Origin of the sequence: Klebsiella sp. GW_Kp181, assembly GCF_040062315.1 — a bacterium.
Classification (GTDB): domain Bacteria; phylum Pseudomonadota; class Gammaproteobacteria; order Enterobacterales; family Enterobacteriaceae; genus Klebsiella; species Klebsiella oxytoca.
The window spans coordinates 75,380-91,592 of the sequence record NZ_JBEAFR010000082.1; the positions used below are offsets into that span (position 1 = coordinate 75,380).

At 62.3% G+C, this 16,213-nt stretch carries 14 protein-coding genes and 1 pseudogene; 13 read left to right on the plus strand and 2 right to left on the minus strand.

What is annotated here, in order from left to right:
• The 6 genes from mhpD to ABLV11_RS23290 all read left to right on the plus strand — a co-directional run bounded on the left by mhpD (nt 1) and on the right by ABLV11_RS23290 (nt 6,440).
• Nucleotides 1-807, plus strand: a complete 807-nt coding sequence (mhpD, locus tag ABLV11_RS23265; protein ID WP_024274311.1) for a 2-keto-4-pentenoate hydratase — start codon at nt 1-3, stop codon at nt 805-807.
• Nucleotides 800-1,750, plus strand: coding sequence for an acetaldehyde dehydrogenase (mhpF, locus tag ABLV11_RS23270; RefSeq protein ID WP_126489236.1), 951 nt, complete (start codon nt 800-802; stop codon nt 1,748-1,750). Before mhpD ends, mhpF begins: the two co-directional genes overlap by 8 nt.
• Nucleotides 1,747-2,763 (plus strand): 4-hydroxy-2-oxovalerate aldolase, encoded by a 1,017-nt coding sequence (mhpE, locus tag ABLV11_RS23275; RefSeq protein WP_126489235.1) that lies wholly within the window; start codon nt 1,747-1,749, stop codon nt 2,761-2,763. The genes mhpF and mhpE overlap by 4 nt, the downstream gene beginning before the upstream one ends.
• A 74-nt stretch (nt 2,764-2,837) precedes the next feature.
• Nucleotides 2,838-4,034 carry a 3-(3-hydroxy-phenyl)propionate transporter MhpT gene (gene mhpT / locus ABLV11_RS23280; RefSeq protein ID WP_023321160.1) on the plus strand — a complete coding sequence of 399 codons (1,197 nt, stop codon included), beginning with the start codon at nt 2,838-2,840 and terminating at the stop codon, nt 4,032-4,034.
• A 184-nt stretch (nt 4,035-4,218) separates the two neighbouring features.
• A complete protein-coding gene (locus ABLV11_RS23285) occupies nt 4,219-4,956 on the plus strand; it encodes a polyphenol oxidase family protein (RefSeq protein WP_004102865.1) in 738 nt (245 codons plus the stop codon).
• 80 nt (nt 4,957-5,036) lie between these two features.
• Complete coding sequence (locus ABLV11_RS23290; RefSeq protein ID WP_126489234.1) at nt 5,037-6,440, plus strand: DUF1996 domain-containing protein; 1,404 nt, start codon at nt 5,037-5,039, stop codon at nt 6,438-6,440.
• A gap of 304 nt (nt 6,441-6,744) precedes the next feature.
• Here the strand turns inward: ABLV11_RS23290 and ABLV11_RS23295 are convergent, their stop codons facing one another.
• Together ABLV11_RS23295 and ABLV11_RS23300 are read right to left on the minus strand one after the other, a co-directional pair.
• Nucleotides 6,745-8,325, minus strand: a complete 1,581-nt coding sequence (locus ABLV11_RS23295) for a rhodanese homology domain-containing protein (RefSeq protein WP_126489232.1) — start codon at nt 8,323-8,325, stop codon at nt 6,745-6,747.
• 1 nt (nt 8,326) lies between these two features.
• Nucleotides 8,327-8,923, minus strand: coding sequence for a cysteine dioxygenase (locus ABLV11_RS23300; RefSeq protein ID WP_004102858.1), 597 nt, complete (start codon nt 8,921-8,923; stop codon nt 8,327-8,329).
• A gap of 107 nt (nt 8,924-9,030) precedes the next feature.
• Here ABLV11_RS23300 and ABLV11_RS23305 point away from each other — a divergent pair, with 107 nt between their 5' ends.
• From ABLV11_RS23305 to ABLV11_RS23335, 7 genes and pseudogenes are all read left to right on the plus strand, one after another.
• Nucleotides 9,031-9,924 (plus strand): LysR family transcriptional regulator, encoded by an 894-nt coding sequence (locus tag ABLV11_RS23305; RefSeq protein WP_004102856.1) that lies wholly within the window; start codon nt 9,031-9,033, stop codon nt 9,922-9,924.
• 145 nt (nt 9,925-10,069) lie between these two features.
• A pseudogene (locus tag ABLV11_RS23310) lies at nt 10,070-11,174 on the plus strand (LLM class flavin-dependent oxidoreductase).
• Nucleotides 11,152-12,297: an acyl-CoA dehydrogenase family protein gene (locus ABLV11_RS23315; protein ID WP_049121698.1), complete on the plus strand. Its 1,146-nt coding sequence runs from the start codon at nt 11,152-11,154 to the stop codon at nt 12,295-12,297. The pseudogene ABLV11_RS23310 and the gene ABLV11_RS23315 overlap by 23 nt, the downstream one beginning before the upstream one ends.
• 11 nt (nt 12,298-12,308) lie before the next feature.
• Nucleotides 12,309-13,283, plus strand: coding sequence for an ABC transporter substrate-binding protein (locus tag ABLV11_RS23320; protein ID WP_126489231.1), 975 nt, complete (start codon nt 12,309-12,311; stop codon nt 13,281-13,283).
• Nucleotides 13,280-14,317 (plus strand): ABC transporter substrate-binding protein, encoded by a 1,038-nt coding sequence (locus ABLV11_RS23325; protein ID WP_004113549.1) that lies wholly within the window; start codon nt 13,280-13,282, stop codon nt 14,315-14,317. The genes ABLV11_RS23320 and ABLV11_RS23325 overlap by 4 nt, the downstream gene beginning before the upstream one ends.
• Nucleotides 14,298-15,293 carry an ABC transporter permease subunit gene (locus ABLV11_RS23330; RefSeq protein WP_126489230.1) on the plus strand — a complete coding sequence of 332 codons (996 nt, stop codon included), beginning with the start codon at nt 14,298-14,300 and terminating at the stop codon, nt 15,291-15,293. Before ABLV11_RS23325 ends, ABLV11_RS23330 begins: the two co-directional genes overlap by 20 nt.
• Nucleotides 15,287-16,075 carry an ATP-binding cassette domain-containing protein gene (locus tag ABLV11_RS23335; protein ID WP_004102846.1) on the plus strand — a complete coding sequence of 263 codons (789 nt, stop codon included), beginning with the start codon at nt 15,287-15,289 and terminating at the stop codon, nt 16,073-16,075. The genes ABLV11_RS23330 and ABLV11_RS23335 overlap by 7 nt, the downstream gene beginning before the upstream one ends.
• Nucleotides 16,076-16,213: the final 138 nt, after the last annotated feature.

Below are 16,213 nucleotides of genomic sequence, written 5' to 3' on the forward strand. Positions count from 1 at the left end.
ATGACAACTTTATCTCTTGAACACCTGGCGCAACGGTTGCGTGAGGCGGAAAGTCGCGGCCAGGCGATTGAACCGCTGCGATCTCTCCTCGGCGTCGACAACGCCGAAGCGGCCTATGCTATCCAGCGGATGAACGTGCAGCACCACGTGGCGAACGGCCGCCGGGTGGTGGGACGCAAGGTGGGATTGACCCATCCTAAAGTGCAGCAGCAGCTGGGCGTTGACCAGCCGGACTTCGGCACCCTGTTTGCCGACATGTGCTACGGCGATAACGCCAATGTGCCGTTCTCCCGGGTGCTGCAGCCGAAGGTGGAAGCCGAAATCGCCCTGGTGCTGAAACAGGATCTGCCGCATGCCGATACCACTTTTGATGAACTATACGCCGCCATCGACTGGGTGCTGCCGGCGCTGGAAGTGGTCGGCAGCCGTATCCGCGACTGGTCGATTGGCTTTGTCGATACGGTCGCCGATAACGCCTCCTGCGGCGTTTACGTTTTGGGCAGTCCGGCGCGGCGCCCGGATGGGCTGGATCTGAAACATTGCGTGATGCGCATGACCCGTAACGAGGAAGAGGTCTCCAGCGGGCGCGGCAGCGAATGCCTTGGCCATCCGCTGAACGCGGCGGTGTGGCTGGCGCGCAAAATGGCCAGCCTCGGCGAGCCGCTGCGGGCGGGCGATATCGTGCTCACCGGAGCGTTAGGCCCGATGGTGGCGATTACCGCCGGCGATCGTTTTATCGCCCATATCGACGGTTTAGGTTCAGTGGCGGCGACCTTTGTCGCCGAAGAGGAACAGCGTGATGAGTAAACGTAAAGTCGCCATTATCGGCTCCGGCAATATCGGCACCGATTTAATGATCAAAATTCTGCGCCACGGGCAGCACCTGGAGATGGCGGTGATGGTCGGCATCGACCCTGAGTCTGACGGCCTGGCCCGCGCCCGGCGTATGGGCATCGCCACCACCCACGAGGGCGTTGGCGGGCTGATGCAGATGGCGGAATTCGCCGATATCGATGTGGTTTTTGACGCCACCAGCGCCGGGGCGCACGTGAAAAACGACGCCGCGTTGCGGGAAGCCAAACCGGGGATCCGCGTGATCGACCTGACCCCAGCGGCCATCGGCCCGTACTGCGTGCCGGTGGTCAATCTCGAGGCCAATCTTGCCGAGGGTAACGTCAATATGGTGACCTGCGGCGGCCAGGCCACTATCCCGATGGTGGCGGCGGTATCCAGAGTGGCAAAAGTGCACTATGCGGAGATCGTCGCCTCGATTGCCAGCAAATCTGCCGGACCGGGGACGCGCGCTAACATTGATGAATTTACCGAAACCACCTCGCAGGCCATTGAGAAAGTGGGCGGCGCGGCGAAAGGCAAAGCGATTATCGTGCTGAATCCGGCGGAGCCGCCGCTGATGATGCGCGATACCGTTTATGTCCTGAGCGAAGCGGCATCGCAGCAGGCGGTTGCCGAGTCGATCGCCGAGATGGCGGCGGCGGTGCAGGCCTATGTGCCGGGATATCGCCTGAAGCAGCAGGTGCAGTTTGAGGTCATCCCGGAAGATAAACCGGTGAATCTGCCGGGCGTCGGCCGCTTCTCCGGCCTGAAAACGGCGGTTTACCTCGAGGTCGAAGGGGCGGCGCACTATCTGCCCGCTTACGCGGGTAACCTCGATATTATGACGTCGGCGGCGCTGGCGACGGCGGAAAAAATGGCCCAGGCGCTGAATGACGCGACGGGAGAGGCAGCATGAACGGCAAAAAACTCTATATCTCCGACGTGACTCTGCGCGACGGGATGCACGCGATTCGCCATCAATACTCACTCGACAATGTACGCCAGATTGCCCGGGCGCTGGATAGCGCGGGAGTGGATTCAATCGAAGTAGCCCACGGCGACGGCCTGCAGGGTTCCAGCTTTAACTACGGCTTCGGCGCGCACAGCGACCTGCAGTGGATTGAAGCGGCGGCGGAGTCGGTTGGCCAGGCGAAGATCGCGACTTTACTGCTTCCCGGCATCGGTACCCTGCATGACCTGAAAAATGCGTATCAGGCAGGCGCGCGGGTGGTGCGCGTGGCCACCCACTGCACCGAGGCGGATGTTTCCGCGCAGCATATCGCCTTCGCCCGCGAGCTGGGCATGGACACCGTCGGCTTCCTGATGATGAGCCATATGACCACTCCGGAGCAGCTGGCGCAGCAGGCGCTGAAAATGGAATCCTACGGCGCGACCTGTATCTACGTTGTCGATTCCGGCGGGGCGATGAATATGCGCGATATTCGCGATCGTTTCCGCGCCCTGAAATCGGTGCTGAAGCCGGAAACCGCCACCGGGATGCACGCGCACCATAACCTGAGTCTCGGCGTCGCCAACTCCATCGCCGCGGTGGAAGAGGGCTGCGACCGCATCGACGCCAGCCTGGCGGGGATGGGCGCCGGTGCGGGCAACGCGCCGCTGGAGGTGTTTATCGCCGCCGCCGATAAGCTCGGCTGGAATCATGGCACCGATCTGTATGCCCTGATGAACGCCGCCGATGAGCTGGTGCGCCCGCTGCAGGATCGCCCGGTGCGGGTTGACCGCGAAACGCTGGCGCTGGGCTATGCCGGGGTTTACTCCAGCTTTCTGCGCCACAGCGAAGTGGCCGCCGAGCGCTACGGCCTGAGCGCGGTGGATATCCTCGTCGAACTGGGCAAACGGCGGATGGTGGGCGGTCAGGAGGATATGATCGTCGACGTCGCGCTGGACCTGCTCAATCGTCATCAATAAAAGCAACGCGCGGCTGGCAACGTATCAGCCGCCATTTACCTGCTCCGCTTGTCCGGATATCGCAAAGGTACCCTATGACCCAAACAACGACTGCAAGCAATTCGCGCCTGATGTTAACCGTCGGGCTCTGTTTTATGGTGGCCCTGATGGAAGGGCTGGATCTCCAGGCGGCGGGCATCGCCGCCGTCGGCATGGCGCAGGCGTTCGCGCTGGATAAAATGCAGATGGGCTGGATTTTCAGCGCCGGGATCCTCGGCCTGCTGCCCGGCGCGCTGGTGGGCGGCATGCTGGCGGATCGCTACGGCCGCAAGCGAATTCTGCTCGGCTCGGTGCTGCTCTTCGGCCTGTTCTCAATCGCCACTGCGCTGGCATGGAATTATCCGACGCTGCTGCTGGCGCGCCTGTTAACCGGCGTCGGGCTTGGCGCGGCGCTGCCGAATCTGATTGCTTTAACCTCCGAGGCTGCGGGTCCTCGTTTTCGCGGCAGGGCGGTCAGCCTGATGTACTGCGGCGTGCCCATCGGCGCGGCGCTGGCAGCGGCGCTGGGCTTTTTCGGCCTTGCCGCGGCCTGGCAAACGGTGTTCTGGGTCGGCGGTATCGTTCCGCTGCTGCTGGTGCCATTATTGATGCGCTGGTTGCCGGAATCGCAGGCGTTTCGGCGCAGCGCACAGGGCGTGCCGCTACGCACGCTCCTTGCGCCGGGCAACGCCGCCGCTACTCTGCTCCTGTGGTTGTGCTATTTCTTTACGCTGCTGGTGGTCTATATGTTGATCAACTGGCTGCCGATGCTGTTAGTTGGCCAGGGATTCAGCCCCAGCGAGGCGGCGGGGGTGATGTTTGTCCTGCAGTTCGGCGCCGCCTGCGGGACGTTGCTGCTGGGGGCGCTGATGGATAAGCTCAGTCCGCTATGGATGTCGCTGCTAATTTATATCGGCATGCTGGCGTCGCTGCTGGCCCTGGGAACCGCGTCCTCGCTGACCGCAATGCTCTTCTCCGGCTTTGTCGCCGGCCTGTTTGCCACCGGCGGCCAGAGCGTGCTGTATGCGCTGGCTCCGCTGTTCTATCGCACCGAAATCCGCGCCACGGGCGTGGGAACGGCGGTGGCGATTGGCCGTCTCGGCGCGATGAGCGGTCCGCTGCTGGCTGGCAAAATGCTGGCGCTGGGCACCGGCACCGTCGGGGTGATGGCGGCGTCCGCCCCCGGCATTCTGCTGGCGGGCGTGGCGGTGTTCTGGCTGATGAGCCGACAAAAGCGCGCCGCGCTGGCCTGAGCATTTTCGTTTATTCCCGGGGACGGCGCGGTAAACCCGCGCCTTGCCCGGGCTACCGGCCCGCAGCAGTTTGTTGCTTGTAGCCCGGCTAAGCGCAGCGCGAGCCGGGGCGCTGTCCTTCGCCTTGCGCATCTCTCTACTTTGGCATAGGTTAAATCATCATCCATTGATTCTTCCGGGCATCATGTCTTTTACCTCCCGCTTACTGAGCACTATCCCCGGCATCCGGTATGCCTTTCTCGACGTCCATGAAACCGCCGCCTTTCCCTATAGCGAAATGGCGCCGGTTAAACTGGTTCACAGCAACATCGTGCATGAGTATCTGGCGCCGCAGGCGGAGCGACCCCATGCCGATGCGATGTTTACCGCCGTCAGCGGACAAAAGATAGGGGTAGTGACCGCCGACTGTCTGCCGCTGCTGATGGCGTCGCGCGATGGGCGCTATATTTGTAGCGTCCACGCAGGCTGGCGCGGCGCGGCCAGCGGAATTATTGAAAATAGCCTGGCGTTGTTTCAGCGTTATCACGTCGCCCCGCAAGATCTGGTGGTAGTGAGCGGGCCGCATATTCACGCCTGCTGCTACGAAGTCACCGCCGACTTCTATCAGGCTCTGCTGGCAATGCCCGCAGGCGAGCTGGCAAAGCGCCATCGGGAGCAGCTCTTCCTGCCCCATCAGGCGGCGTCAGTGGGGGAGCAGGCGCAAGCGACCGCTGACGACAATGTCTGGTTCGATCTGCGGGCCTTTGCCCATCTCCTGCTGCGCAGCGCGGGGGTGCCGGAAGAAAACATGGAGTGGCTGGGGAGCTGTACCTACTGCACGCCGCAGCTGCTGGGGTCGTTTCGTCGGCGCACGCATTTCCCGGCGCCGAAGTCATTTCAGTACTCATGGATTATGCGCGAACCTGATAGTGCGGGCCGATGAGACGAAATGATATTTGATGATGTGTAACATCGGCGGGCGTTTGCTATCTCTGCACTCCTTCAAACAAGGAGGATTGCAAAATGAAATTGAACCCGTTCGCTTTAACTCTTGCGCCGCTGCTGGCCGCCGGCGCGTTTTCTGCTCATGCCGGCCCGCAGGCCCACGTGGTCTGCGCTTATCACCATACGTTGGGCGATGACGCCATTATGATGTTCGGCAAACCGAATCAGGCTATGTGGCATGATTTTTTTGGCAACACCCATACTGACGCAGTGTCGACCTATCAGACGCTGCGCGACCAGCCGGAAACCACCTGCGATAACAAAGCTGACAGCTCCGCCTACTGGGCGCCATCGCTGAAGCTGCCGGACGGTCAGGTGGTCGCGCCGGCTTATCAAAAAACCTACTACCAGACCAGCAAAGTCGAACAGCATCCGCTGCATCCGTTCCCGGCCGGTCTCGAACTGCTGGCGGGCGATCATCACGGTTCTGCTCCCAGTTCGCGCATTACCTTTCTCTGCGCCAACGGCAATGGCTATACCAATAAGGCCGATCAGATTTGCGGGCTGCGCAAAGCGGGGGATGCGGTACAGTTTAATATCGGTATCCAGTTCCCCAACTGCTGGGATGGCGTCAACCTGAAACCGACGCACGGCCACAGTAACGCGACATACGACGTCAATGGCGCCTGTCCAGGCGATTACCCGGTGAAAATTCCGACCGTAAACATGAACGTGGCATACGTTCTGCCGCAGATAAAAACGCTGGATACGGCAAAAATTCAGCTTTCGATGGATCCGCTCATGGACGGCGACAAGCGTCAAGAGCGCTGGGGCAGCATCTATACGGCGCACGCGGATTTCATGAACGGCTGGACGGTTGAGGCAGCGCACTATATGACCGAGCGCTGCATGAATAAGGGAATCGACTGCGGCAGCGCGGTGCCTTATGGCTTCTCCACGGTAGAGGAGAACGCGCTGGTGGACAGCACCGAGCCGACGGTGACCCATGCCGCTCCGGAAAATCTGGTGGTCAGCGATAACTGGAAAAACGGCGGGCGCACGCATAACCCGGAAACCATGACGCTGGTGAAATTCCCGATCCCGCCGCTGCCGCAGGGTCAGGACGCTTCGCTGTTTAAATATCAGTTGCGGATCTACGGTGGAAAAGTGGAAACCAACGGCGCGGATCAGATTTTCCTCTATCCGGCGAGCAACGACTGGAGCGCAAACAGCGTGACCTGGAATCATCGTCCGTCCTGCAACTACAGCTCTGATGGGGTTTTGTATCTTAATTCAAAGCGTGAATACCGGACGATCGATGTTGATAAAGCGGTGCGCAAGGCGCTGGCTGAGGGCAAAACCGAGATCTCGTGGTATATCGGCGGAGACCGTCAGGGCAACCGCTATCATTTCGATCCCGCGGGGTCGCAGCAGGAGCCGATGCTGATGCTGATGGGCTTTAAAAATACGCCGGAGATCTGATCGCAGCTATACCCCGGGAGCAGAGTACAGCGCGGCATAATCTCCCGGAGGCGATGCTGCGCCTATGTCCGGGCTACGGGATGGCAGATGGCGGTAAACCTGTAGCCCGGGCGGGCGCTTTGCGCCGCCCCCGGGAGCAGAGAACAGCGCGGCATAATTTCCCGGAGGCGATGCTGCGCATCTGTCCGGGCTACGGGCTGGCAGATGGCAGTAAACCTGTAGCCCGGGCAGGCGCTTAGCGCCGCCCCCGGGAGCTGAGTACAGGGGCCCGTAGCCCCGCTAAGCGCAGCGCGAGCGGGGGAAATCACAATACCTTAAACCCGTGCGTACCATCGCGCGCCAGCTGTTCAACCAGGCCGAACTCCCAGTCGAGGTAGGCCTGCATTGCCGCCGGGGAGTTATCGGTACCTTCATATGGGCGCTGATAGCGATCGCTACGCGGCGTCGCCAGATGCGTCTCGCCATGCTCCAACGCCAGTCCGGCATCAATCCACGCCAGGGTGCCGCCGCTCAGCAGCTGCACCGGTTTACCGGTTAAAGCCGCTACCTCCGGCACCGCGTAGCGGGCCAGCAGGCTGCTGCCGCAGGTGACAACGTAACGTTCTCCCTGCGGTATCACCTCCAGCGCCTGGCGCAGCTGCGAACGAACCAGCCAGTAAGCGCCCGGGATATGCCGGGCGACATAGTTGGCGCTGGTGGTGAAGTCCAGCACCACGGTGCCGGGTACCCGCAGCTGTTCCGCTAACTGCTGTGGCGAAATCTCCTCCGCCTGCGGCCCCGGCGGTACTTTGGCTGCGGGGGTACCGCGCTCGCTAAAGTCTTCAGGGCGCGCATCATTTAACACCGCCACTTCCCACCCCATCTGCGCCAGCCAGGACGCCGTTATCGGTGCGCGTATCGCGTCATCGGCAATCAGCACAATCCGCGCTCCGCGCACGCTGGCGAAATGGTCGGTTTCCTGCACCAGCTGCCCGCCGGGCGCGCTAACGCTCAGCGGCAGATGGCCTGCGGCGTACTCCTCCGGGCTGCGAACGTCAAACAGGTAAGTCGTACGCGCGGGCTGCCGCAGCCAGCGCTGAAGGGTTGCGGTGTCTATAAAGGCGACGCCGGCGCGCTCCGCCAGCTGTCTCACCGCCGTCGCGCGTTCGACTGAGGCGCGAAAATCGGCATCGTAGCGGCGCTGCTGGCCGCGCTCAAGGTCAAGCCCGGCTAAGGTCCAGCCGATGGTGCCGTTGCGCAGCGCGTAAACCGGATTGGGCAAACCGGCGTTGCGCAGCGACTGCGTGCCGATAATACTGCGCGTGCGCCCCGCGCAGTTGACGATCACCGTCGCCTGCGGTGACGGAATCAGGCCCTCGATGCGCAGCGCCAGCTCCCCGCCGGGCACGCTGATGCTGCCGGGGATATTCATGGTGTGATACTCATCGAAACGGCGCGCGTCGACGACCACCATCTCCTGTTGACCCTCGAGCAGCGCCTTCACTTCCCCGGCGCTCAGCGAGGGGGTATGCCGCTCGCTCTCTACCAGCTCGCCGAACGCTTTACTCGGCGAATTCACGTCCTGAAACAGCTCCCCGCCGCTGCGTTGCCACCCCGAGAGGCCGCCTTCCAGCAGCGCGACATCCTGATAACCCCAGCTCTGCAGGCGCTCGACGGCCAGCTCCGCCAGACCTTCGCCGCCGTCATAGACGGTAATCGGCGTCGTCAGGCGCGGCACGCGTCGAAAAACATCCAGCTCCAGTTTGCTGAGCGGCAGATTAGCGGCAAACAGCGGATGGCTGCGGGCAAAGTCGGCCTCTTCGCGAACATCGATCAGCGCCAGCTCCGCGCCGTCAAGCAGCGCCTGGCGCAGCTGAGCGGTCGGGCGATAAGAACAGATGGGCATATTAATTATCCTTTGAGAGATCCCAGATATTGGGCAAGTGGCGATTGGAGTAACCGGAGACAAAAGGTTTGACGAGGCCTTCCGGGGTATAAACCGCGCGCCTGACGCCGCCGATATTGCCGCCGTAAACGTGAATACTGATCGAGACGCTATCCGCGAGGGCGTTGCTCACCCGGTGAATATCGCCATCGCGGGAAGAGACTTTTTCTACTTCACCAGGGGAGAGGCGTTCGGCAACGCCGCTGACCACCGGCTGGCCGCGCTCGTCCAGGCGGTAGCGCTGATTCTCCTCCGCGCCGCGCAGCATGCCGATGGCGCCCCACACCCGATGATCGTGAATCGGCGTCGATTGCCCTGGCCCCCAGACGAAGCTGACGATGGAAAATCGCTGTCCGGAATCGGCATGCAGTAGATACTGCTGATAGTGGTGGGGGTGCGGCAGGGTGTACTCTTCCGGCAGCCAGTCATCTTTTTTTACCAGCGTGGCCAGGCGCTGAGCCACAGCGTCAAGCAGGGCTGGCTCATCGGCAAATTCGCGATGCAGGGCATCAAGGTCCTGAATAAACTGGCGTAATTTTTCCACTCGCGGTGCGGTCATGGTCGCTTCCTGTTGTCGGGACTGGTCTTTACGCTAGCAAAGGCGTTAATATAATTAAAATGCAATTTCCGCATATATTAATATGCAAAAATCACATTAAGGACGCTATGCGCATCGACGACATTGACGCACTGCTGGCCACCGTGCAGTTCTCCTCGCTTAATCAGGCCGCGGAATATCTCGGTATTACCCAATCGGCGATAACCCGCCGACTTCAGCGACTGGAGCAAACCCTCAACGTGACGCTGCTGGAGCGTCAGACCCGGCCGCTCACCCTGACCGCCGCCGGGCACCGGGTTTACGAGCAGTGCCTGAGCATCAAGCGGGAGACCAAAAAGCTGTACGGCCTGCTCGACCCCGAGGCCGAGCCGCACGGCATCCTGCGTCTCGGGGTTCCGCAGAGCGTGGCGGAAATTGCGCTGCAGCCGGCGCTGACTGCGCTGCGCCAGCAGTTTCCCGCCCTGAGACCGCAGGTGACCTGCGGCTGGAGCGGGCTGCTGCAAAAGCGCCTTGAAAGCGTCGAGCTGGACGGCGTGCTGGCGATGGGGCCGGAACAGCAACGCTTTGCTGAGGGCTACGGCGGGCGCCTGCTGTGCCCGCTGGATATTGCGGTGATTGCGGCCAAAAGCTGGCGTCTTCACGCCGGGGCGCTGCGCGACTGCGCGGAAAAAGGCTGGGTGCTTAATCCCGACGGCTGCGGCCTGCGGGCCGGGCTGATTCGCGAGCTGCAGTCCCAGGGGCTGCGTCTGGCGCTGAATGTTGAGACCGCCGGCGCTCAGCTGCAAATCAGCCTCGTGGCGCAAGGGCTGGGGCTTGGCCTGGTCCCGCGCGCCGCGCTGGCCGCCAGCCCGTGGCGCGATGAGGTGACAATATTGACGCTGGCGGATTTCCAGCCCGAGGTGCATCTGTGGCTGGTTCACGCGCAGAATCTGGCTAATCTGAGCCAGCCGCTGACTTTTTTCGCCGGCAAAGTCGTTCAGCAGCTAAACGTATCTGGCTGAAACGTATATATAATTTTTATAAATGCTTATCTCGCATATTAAGATATGATAAAAATGCATTTTGTTCATTAAGAGCCCGTGTATAGGGTAATGAAAACGCGCCGCCTCGGCGGCCCACTCATTATCCTGCTACAAGGAGTTCTGCATGAGCATTCAATTTCTCGGCATGATCGGCCACCGCCTGTCGTCGGAAACCATCGCCCCGGTCGGCCCCATTTTTGACCGCGATTACATCGTGCGTTTCGCGCAAACCCACGAGGCCGCCGGGTTTGACCGCCTGCTGGTAGGCCACTGGTCCGATCAACCCGACGGATTTCTGGTGACCGCGCTGGCGGGCCTATCGACGCAAAAGATCGGCTTCCTGTTGGCTCATCGTCCCGGTTTTGTCTCGCCGACCCTCGCTGCGCGTAAGTTCGCTACCCTTGAACATCTGCTGGGCGGACGGCTGGCGGTGCATATCATCAGCGGCGGCAATGACGCCGAGCAGCGCCGCGACGGCGATTATCTCGATCACGACCAGCGCTATGCGCGCACCGATGCCTTCCTTGAGACCCTTCGCACGGTGTGGACCGCCGAACAGCCGGTGGATATCGCCAATGACTTTTATCAGGCGGAACAGGCGTGGTCGGCGATACGCCCGCTGCAAAAACCGCATATCCCTCTCTACTTCGGCGGCTCGTCGGAAGCCGCTATCGCCGTGGCCGGCAAGCATGCCAATGTTTTCGCTCTGTGGGGCGAGTCGCTGGCGCAAACGGAGGAAACCATCCAGCGCGTGCGGGCCGAGGCGGCGAAACATCAGCGAGAAATCGACTTCAGCGTCTCGTTCCGGCCGATTATCGCCGCGACCGAAGCTGAGGCCTGGGAAAAAGCCGAGCATATTCTGCACGTCGCCACCGAACGGGCGGCGCAGAGCGGGGACGGCTTCAAAGCCAAGCCTGACAGCGTCGGGGCGCAGCGTCTACGGGCCACCGCAGCGCAGGGCAAGGTGGTAGATAAACGTCTGTGGACCGGAATTGCGCAGCTGGTGGGCGGCGGCCACAACTCTACCGCGCTGGTAGGCACTCCGGAACAGGTTGCTGACGCGCTGCTCGATTATTACGACCTCGGCGTGCGCAACTTCCTGATCCGCGGATTCGATCCGCTCAACGATGCCCAGGAGTACGGTAAAGCGCTGCTGCCGATCGCCCGCGAAAAAGCGGCCCTGCGCGCCGCGGCGGAGCGCGCATCGTGAACCATCCGGCTACCGATGAGTGGGCGCGACGGCTCGCGGAGATTCGCCAGCTGATGGCGGAGCAGGCGGCCAGCCTCGACGCCAGCGGCGACTTTCCCCGCGACAATATCGACCGTCTGCGCCAGCGCGGCTTTTTAAGCCTCGCCGTACCGCTGCAGTACGGCGGGGCAGGTGCCGATCTTCCCAGGCTCCAGCAGGCTATTGCCGCTATTGCCTGGGGCGAACCGGCGACGGCGCTGATCGTCTGCATGCAGTACCTGCATCATCTGCGGCTGGCGGAAAACGAGAACTGGTCCGAGCCGCTGCGCCAGCGGGTTTTTCACGATGCCGTTGAGCGGGGAGGATTGATCAACAGCCTGCGCGTGGAGCCGGAACTGGGCTCCCCGGCGCGCGGCGGCCTGCCGCAAACCGTGGCGACCCGCCGCGCGGAAGGGTGGCAGATTAATGGCCATAAAATTTATACCACCGGTATTGAGGGGCTGAGCTGGCTGGCCATCTGGGGCCGCAGCGACGACGCTCCGCCGCTGGTCGGCACCTGGCTGGTGCCGCGCGAAAGTGACGGTATTAGCGTCGTCAAAAGCTGGGACCACGGCGGAATGCGGGCAACCGGCAGCCATGAAGTGGTGCTCAACAACGTGCAGGTGGCCGCCGATCACGCGGTGGATGTATGGGCTGCCGATGCGCCTCCCGCGCCGGATGCTGAACAGTTTCGCCTGTTTGCCAACCGCCACACGGCGCTACTGGCGGCAATTTACGACAGCATCGCGCGGGCGGCCCGCGACTGGCTGGTGTCCTGGCTGGGTACGCGTATCCCGGGGAGCCTTGGGCAACCGCTTTCCAGCCTGCCGCGGGTGCAGGAAAAAGTCGGCCAGATTGACGGCTGGCTACTGGTCAATCGCAGTCTGCTGGAAAAGGCCGCGCAGCTGGGCTTTTCCGCCATTGAGGCGAATCTCGCGAAAGTCACGATTACCGACAATGCCATTCAGGCGGTAAACCTGGCGCTGGAGCTCACCGGCAACCATGGCCTGAGTCGGCAAAATCCTCTGGAACGCCACTATCGTAACGTGCTGTGCGGACGGGTACACACCCCGCAGAGCGACAGCGCGTGGCTGGCGGCCGGCAAACACGCTTTTCAAAAATAAGGATAATTCTCATGCGCAGATTTAATGTTACCGCTTTAGGCGGCGCGATCATGCTGCTGATCCTCAGCGGCTATGCGGCGGCTCAGGAGCGAATCACCCTGCGAATTGCCGATCAAAAAGGCGGCATGCGTTCGCAGCTGGAGGCCGCCAACGCCCTGCAGAATCTCCCATATGAGATTAAATGGGCCGAGTTTCCGGCCGCCGCGCCGCTGGCGGAAGCGCTTAACGCCGGGGCGGTGGATGCGGGGATAATCGGCGATGCGCCGCTGCTGTTCGCGCTGGCTAACGGCGCGCCGGTTAAAGCCATCGCCGTCGATAAAAGCAACCCGGCCGGCACCGCGGTGCTGGTCTCGCCCGGTAGCGCGTTGAAAAGCGCCGCGGATTTAAAAGGCAAACGCATCGCTACCGGTAAAGGATCGATTGGCCACTTTGTGGCGCTGAAAGCGCTGGAGCAGGCGGGAATTTCGCCAAAGGATGTGCAGTGGGTGTTTCTCGGTCCGGTGGACGCCAAAGTGGCGCTGCTCAACGGTTCGGTTGATGCCTGGGCGACCTGGGAGCCGTACACCACGCAGCTGGTGAAGACCGCCGAGGGGCAGATCCTGGTCAGCGGCAAAGGGTTGCTGCCGGGCAACACCTTCCTGGCGGCAACCGATGATGCCCTGAAGGACCCGCAGAAGCGCGCGGCGCTGCAGGATTACCTCAATCGCCTGGCCGGCGCCGAGCGCTGGGCGTATGCCAATCTCGATAGCTACGGTAAAACCCTGGGGGAGATTATTCGCTTCCCGGCGGATATCGCTCGCGCGCAGTTTGCCAATCGCCAGTCGCAGTGGCAGCCTCTGAACGCGAAGACGGTCGCCCAGCAGCAGTCGACGGCGGATTTTTATCTCGCCAACGGGCTGATCCGCGCGAAGCTGGACGTGACGCCGACGTTTGATAACGGCTTTAGCGTGCCTGCCGCGCAGGCCCATGCGGAGGCGACGCCATGATAACCTCTGCTTTTTCCCGCCGTCGTTTCTTACGCTTGACCGGCAGCCTTGCGCTGGCCGGCGCATCCCTGCCGCTTTGGGCTCACGATATGGCGGCCATGGCGAGCGGTGAGGAACACCCGGCCCTGCGCCTGGCGCAGCCGTACAAAATCAAGCTGGCGATTAACAAAAGCGCGGTGTGCCTGGCGCCAGTCGCCGTCGCCGAGCAGCAGAAGATCTTCAGTAAATACAATCTCGACGTGGAGTTCGTTAACTTCGGCAACTCGACGGACGTGCTGCTGGAGGCAATTGCCACCGGCAAGGCCGACGCTGGCGTCGGGATGGCGCTGCGCTGGCTGAAGGCGCTGGAGCAGGGCTTCGACGTGAAGCTCACCGCCGGAACCCACGGCGGCTGCCTGAACCTGCTGACGGCGAAAAACTCGCCGTTCGGCGGCCTGGAGAGCCTGAAGGGGCAAACCATCGGCGTCACCGATATGGCCGGGCCGGATAAAAACTTTTTCGCCATCTTGCTTAAGCGCCACGGTATCGATCCGATAAGCGATGTGCAGTGGAAAGTCTATCCGGCGGATTTGCTCAGCGTGGCGCTGGATAAACGCGAAATCGCCGCCATCAGCGGTAGCGAACCCTTTAGCTATCGTCTGCTGGACACCGGTAAATATCAGCTTATCGCCAGCAATATGACCGGCGATTATGCCAGGCTGAGCTGCTGCGTACTGGGGGTCAGCGGTAGCCTGGCGCGCGATCATAAACCGGCCGCTGCCGCGCTCACCCAGGCGATTCTTGAGGCGCACAGCTATGCCGCCGCGCACCCGGAGAGCGTGGCGCAATCCTTCCTCGCCCATGCGCTGAATACCAATGAGGCGGAGGTCAGCGGCATTCTCCACGGCCAGGGGCACGGTCATCACGCGGTGGGCGAAGCGTTTGTTAAAGAGCTGACCCAGTACGCGGTGGATCTTCAGCGGGTGCAGGTCATTAAACCGGGAACCGATCCCCATCAGTTTGCGGAGAGCATTTATGTCAACGTTTTCGCCTGAACGGGCGCTGGCGCGCCCGGCAAGCGGCAGGCCGCGGTGGACGGAAGGCTGGCTGGCGGCCGCGCTGTGGCTGCTGGGCGGCTTGTATACGCTGGCCTGGCCCGATGCCGGGCGGCGCTGGCCGTTTAGCGAAGGGTGGGCGCTGGCGCAGTTCACACTCGGCGGCGGGCTGCTGGTGCTGACGCTGAGCTACCGCTACTGGCGGCAGCGGGGGACGCGTCTGCAGCATGCCGGAAAGTGGCTGGCGCTGCTGCCGCTGCTCTTTGCGCTGTGGGAAGGGCTGACGGCAAAGACGGCATTTTTGCCGGTGCCGTTTTTCGCGCCGCCGCAGGCGCTGATTGAGGTGCTGCACGATGACTGGCCGCGCCTGCTCGATAGCCTTCTGCATTCGCTGGGGCTGCTCGGGCTCGGGGTGCTGCTGGGCACCAGTTGCGGTTTTATCAGCGGGCTGGCGATCGGCTGGTCCCAGCGGATCGGCTACTGGGTGCATCCGGTGTTACGTCTGCTGGGGCCGGTGCCGTCCACCGCGCTGCTGCCGCTGTGCCTGTTTATCTTCCCTTCCAGCTTTGGCGCCAGCGTGTTTCTGATCGCGCTCAGCACCTGGTTCCCGGTGACCGTGCTGACCTGGTCCGGGGTTATCGGCATCGATAAGGCGTGGTATGACGTGGCGCGCACCCTGGGCGCCAGCCAGCGTTTCCTGATCCTGCGCGTGGCGATCCCCGCCGCGTTGCCGAACGTTTTTGTCGGCCTGTTTATGGGGCTGGGCGCGTCGTTTTCGGTGCTGATTGTCGCCGAAATGGTCGGCGTGAAATCCGGGATCGGCTTTTATCTGCAGTGGGCGCAGGGCTGGGCGGCCTATCCCAATATGTACGCGGCGCTGCTGGTGATGGCGCTGCTTTGCTCCGGCCTGATTAGCGGGCTGTTTATGGTGCGCGACCGGCTGCTGAGCTGGCAGCGGGGAGGGATGCAATGGTAACCGCGAACGCCACTTCTCAGGCGGCATCGACCGGCGCGGCGGTGTCGATAAGCCATCTGCATCATGCTTTTACCCTCGGCAAACGGACGGTGCCGGTGCTGGAGAATATCAGCCTGCAGCTGCGGCCCGGAGAAAGCGTCGCGCTGCTCGGCCCTTCAGGCTGCGGTAAATCCACTCTGCTGCGGCTGCTGGCTGGCCTGGAGCCGCAGCAGGCCGGGCAAATTCAGATTGATGAGGCGGCGATGGGCGGGCCAGGGCCCGAGCGAATACTGGTGTTTCAGGACCCGACCCTTTATCCGTGGCTGACGGTGCGGCAAAACGTGCTGCTGGGGCCGCAGGCGCAGGGGAAAAAGGGGCTTGAGCCAAAGGCCGACGCGCTGATTGCGCGAATGGGTCTGCAGGCGTTTAGTGAGGCGTTGCCGCGCCAGCTTTCCGGCGGGATGGCGCAGCGTGCGGCGCTGGCGCGCGCGCTGCTGAATGAACCGCGTCTGCTGCTGCTCGACGAACCGTTGGGCAAGCTGGATTCGCTTACCCGCATCAGCATGCAGCGGGAGCTGATCGCCCTGTGGCAGCAGCAGGGCTATACCAGCCTGCTGGTCACTCACGATATCGAAGAGGCGCTGCTACTGTGCGATCGGGTGTTAATTATGTCGCCGCGGCCGGGGCGGATTATCGCCGAGTTTGCGCTGCCGCTGGCGTATCCTCGCCATCGCGACAATCCGCTGCTGCTGCAGCATCGTCAGGATATTCTGCGTATTCTTGGCCAGGGAGAGGATTGGTAAGGCAACGCGCTAACCGGGGGCGTGCTCATTCTGACCGTTCGGCGGGGGATTCCCGGGGGCGGCGCGGTAGGGCCGCGCCTTGCCCGTATATGGACACCTCCCGTTATGCAAGCCATCTCTGCATTTTGTGTAACGGGG

Bases quoted from the DNA above. Each gene is read 5' to 3' on its own strand.
- ABLV11_RS23330 (WP_126489230.1), top strand. From the start codon at position 14,298: ATGTCAACGTTTTCGCCTGAACGGGCGCTGGCGCGCCCGGCAAGCGGC.
- ABLV11_RS23335 (WP_004102846.1), top strand. From the start codon at position 15,287: ATGGTAACCGCGAACGCCACTTCTCAGGCGGCATCGACCGGCGCGGCG.
- mhpE (WP_126489235.1), top strand. From the start codon at position 1,747: ATGAACGGCAAAAAACTCTATATCTCCGACGTGACTCTGCGCGACGGG.
- ABLV11_RS23320 (WP_126489231.1), top strand. From the start codon at position 12,309: ATGCGCAGATTTAATGTTACCGCTTTAGGCGGCGCGATCATGCTGCTG.
- ABLV11_RS23325 (WP_004113549.1), top strand. From the start codon at position 13,280: ATGATAACCTCTGCTTTTTCCCGCCGTCGTTTCTTACGCTTGACCGGC.
- ABLV11_RS23285 (WP_004102865.1), top strand. From the start codon at position 4,219: ATGTCTTTTACCTCCCGCTTACTGAGCACTATCCCCGGCATCCGGTAT.
- ABLV11_RS23300 (WP_004102858.1), bottom strand. From the start codon at position 8,923: ATGACCGCACCGCGAGTGGAAAAATTACGCCAGTTTATTCAGGACCTT.
- ABLV11_RS23295 (WP_126489232.1), bottom strand. From the start codon at position 8,325: ATGCCCATCTGTTCTTATCGCCCGACCGCTCAGCTGCGCCAGGCGCTG.
- mhpT (WP_023321160.1), top strand. From the start codon at position 2,838: ATGACCCAAACAACGACTGCAAGCAATTCGCGCCTGATGTTAACCGTC.
- mhpF (WP_126489236.1), top strand. From the start codon at position 800: ATGAGTAAACGTAAAGTCGCCATTATCGGCTCCGGCAATATCGGCACC.
- ABLV11_RS23290 (WP_126489234.1), top strand. From the start codon at position 5,037: ATGAAATTGAACCCGTTCGCTTTAACTCTTGCGCCGCTGCTGGCCGCC.
- mhpD (WP_024274311.1), top strand. From the start codon at position 1: ATGACAACTTTATCTCTTGAACACCTGGCGCAACGGTTGCGTGAGGCG.
- ABLV11_RS23305 (WP_004102856.1), top strand. From the start codon at position 9,031: ATGCGCATCGACGACATTGACGCACTGCTGGCCACCGTGCAGTTCTCC.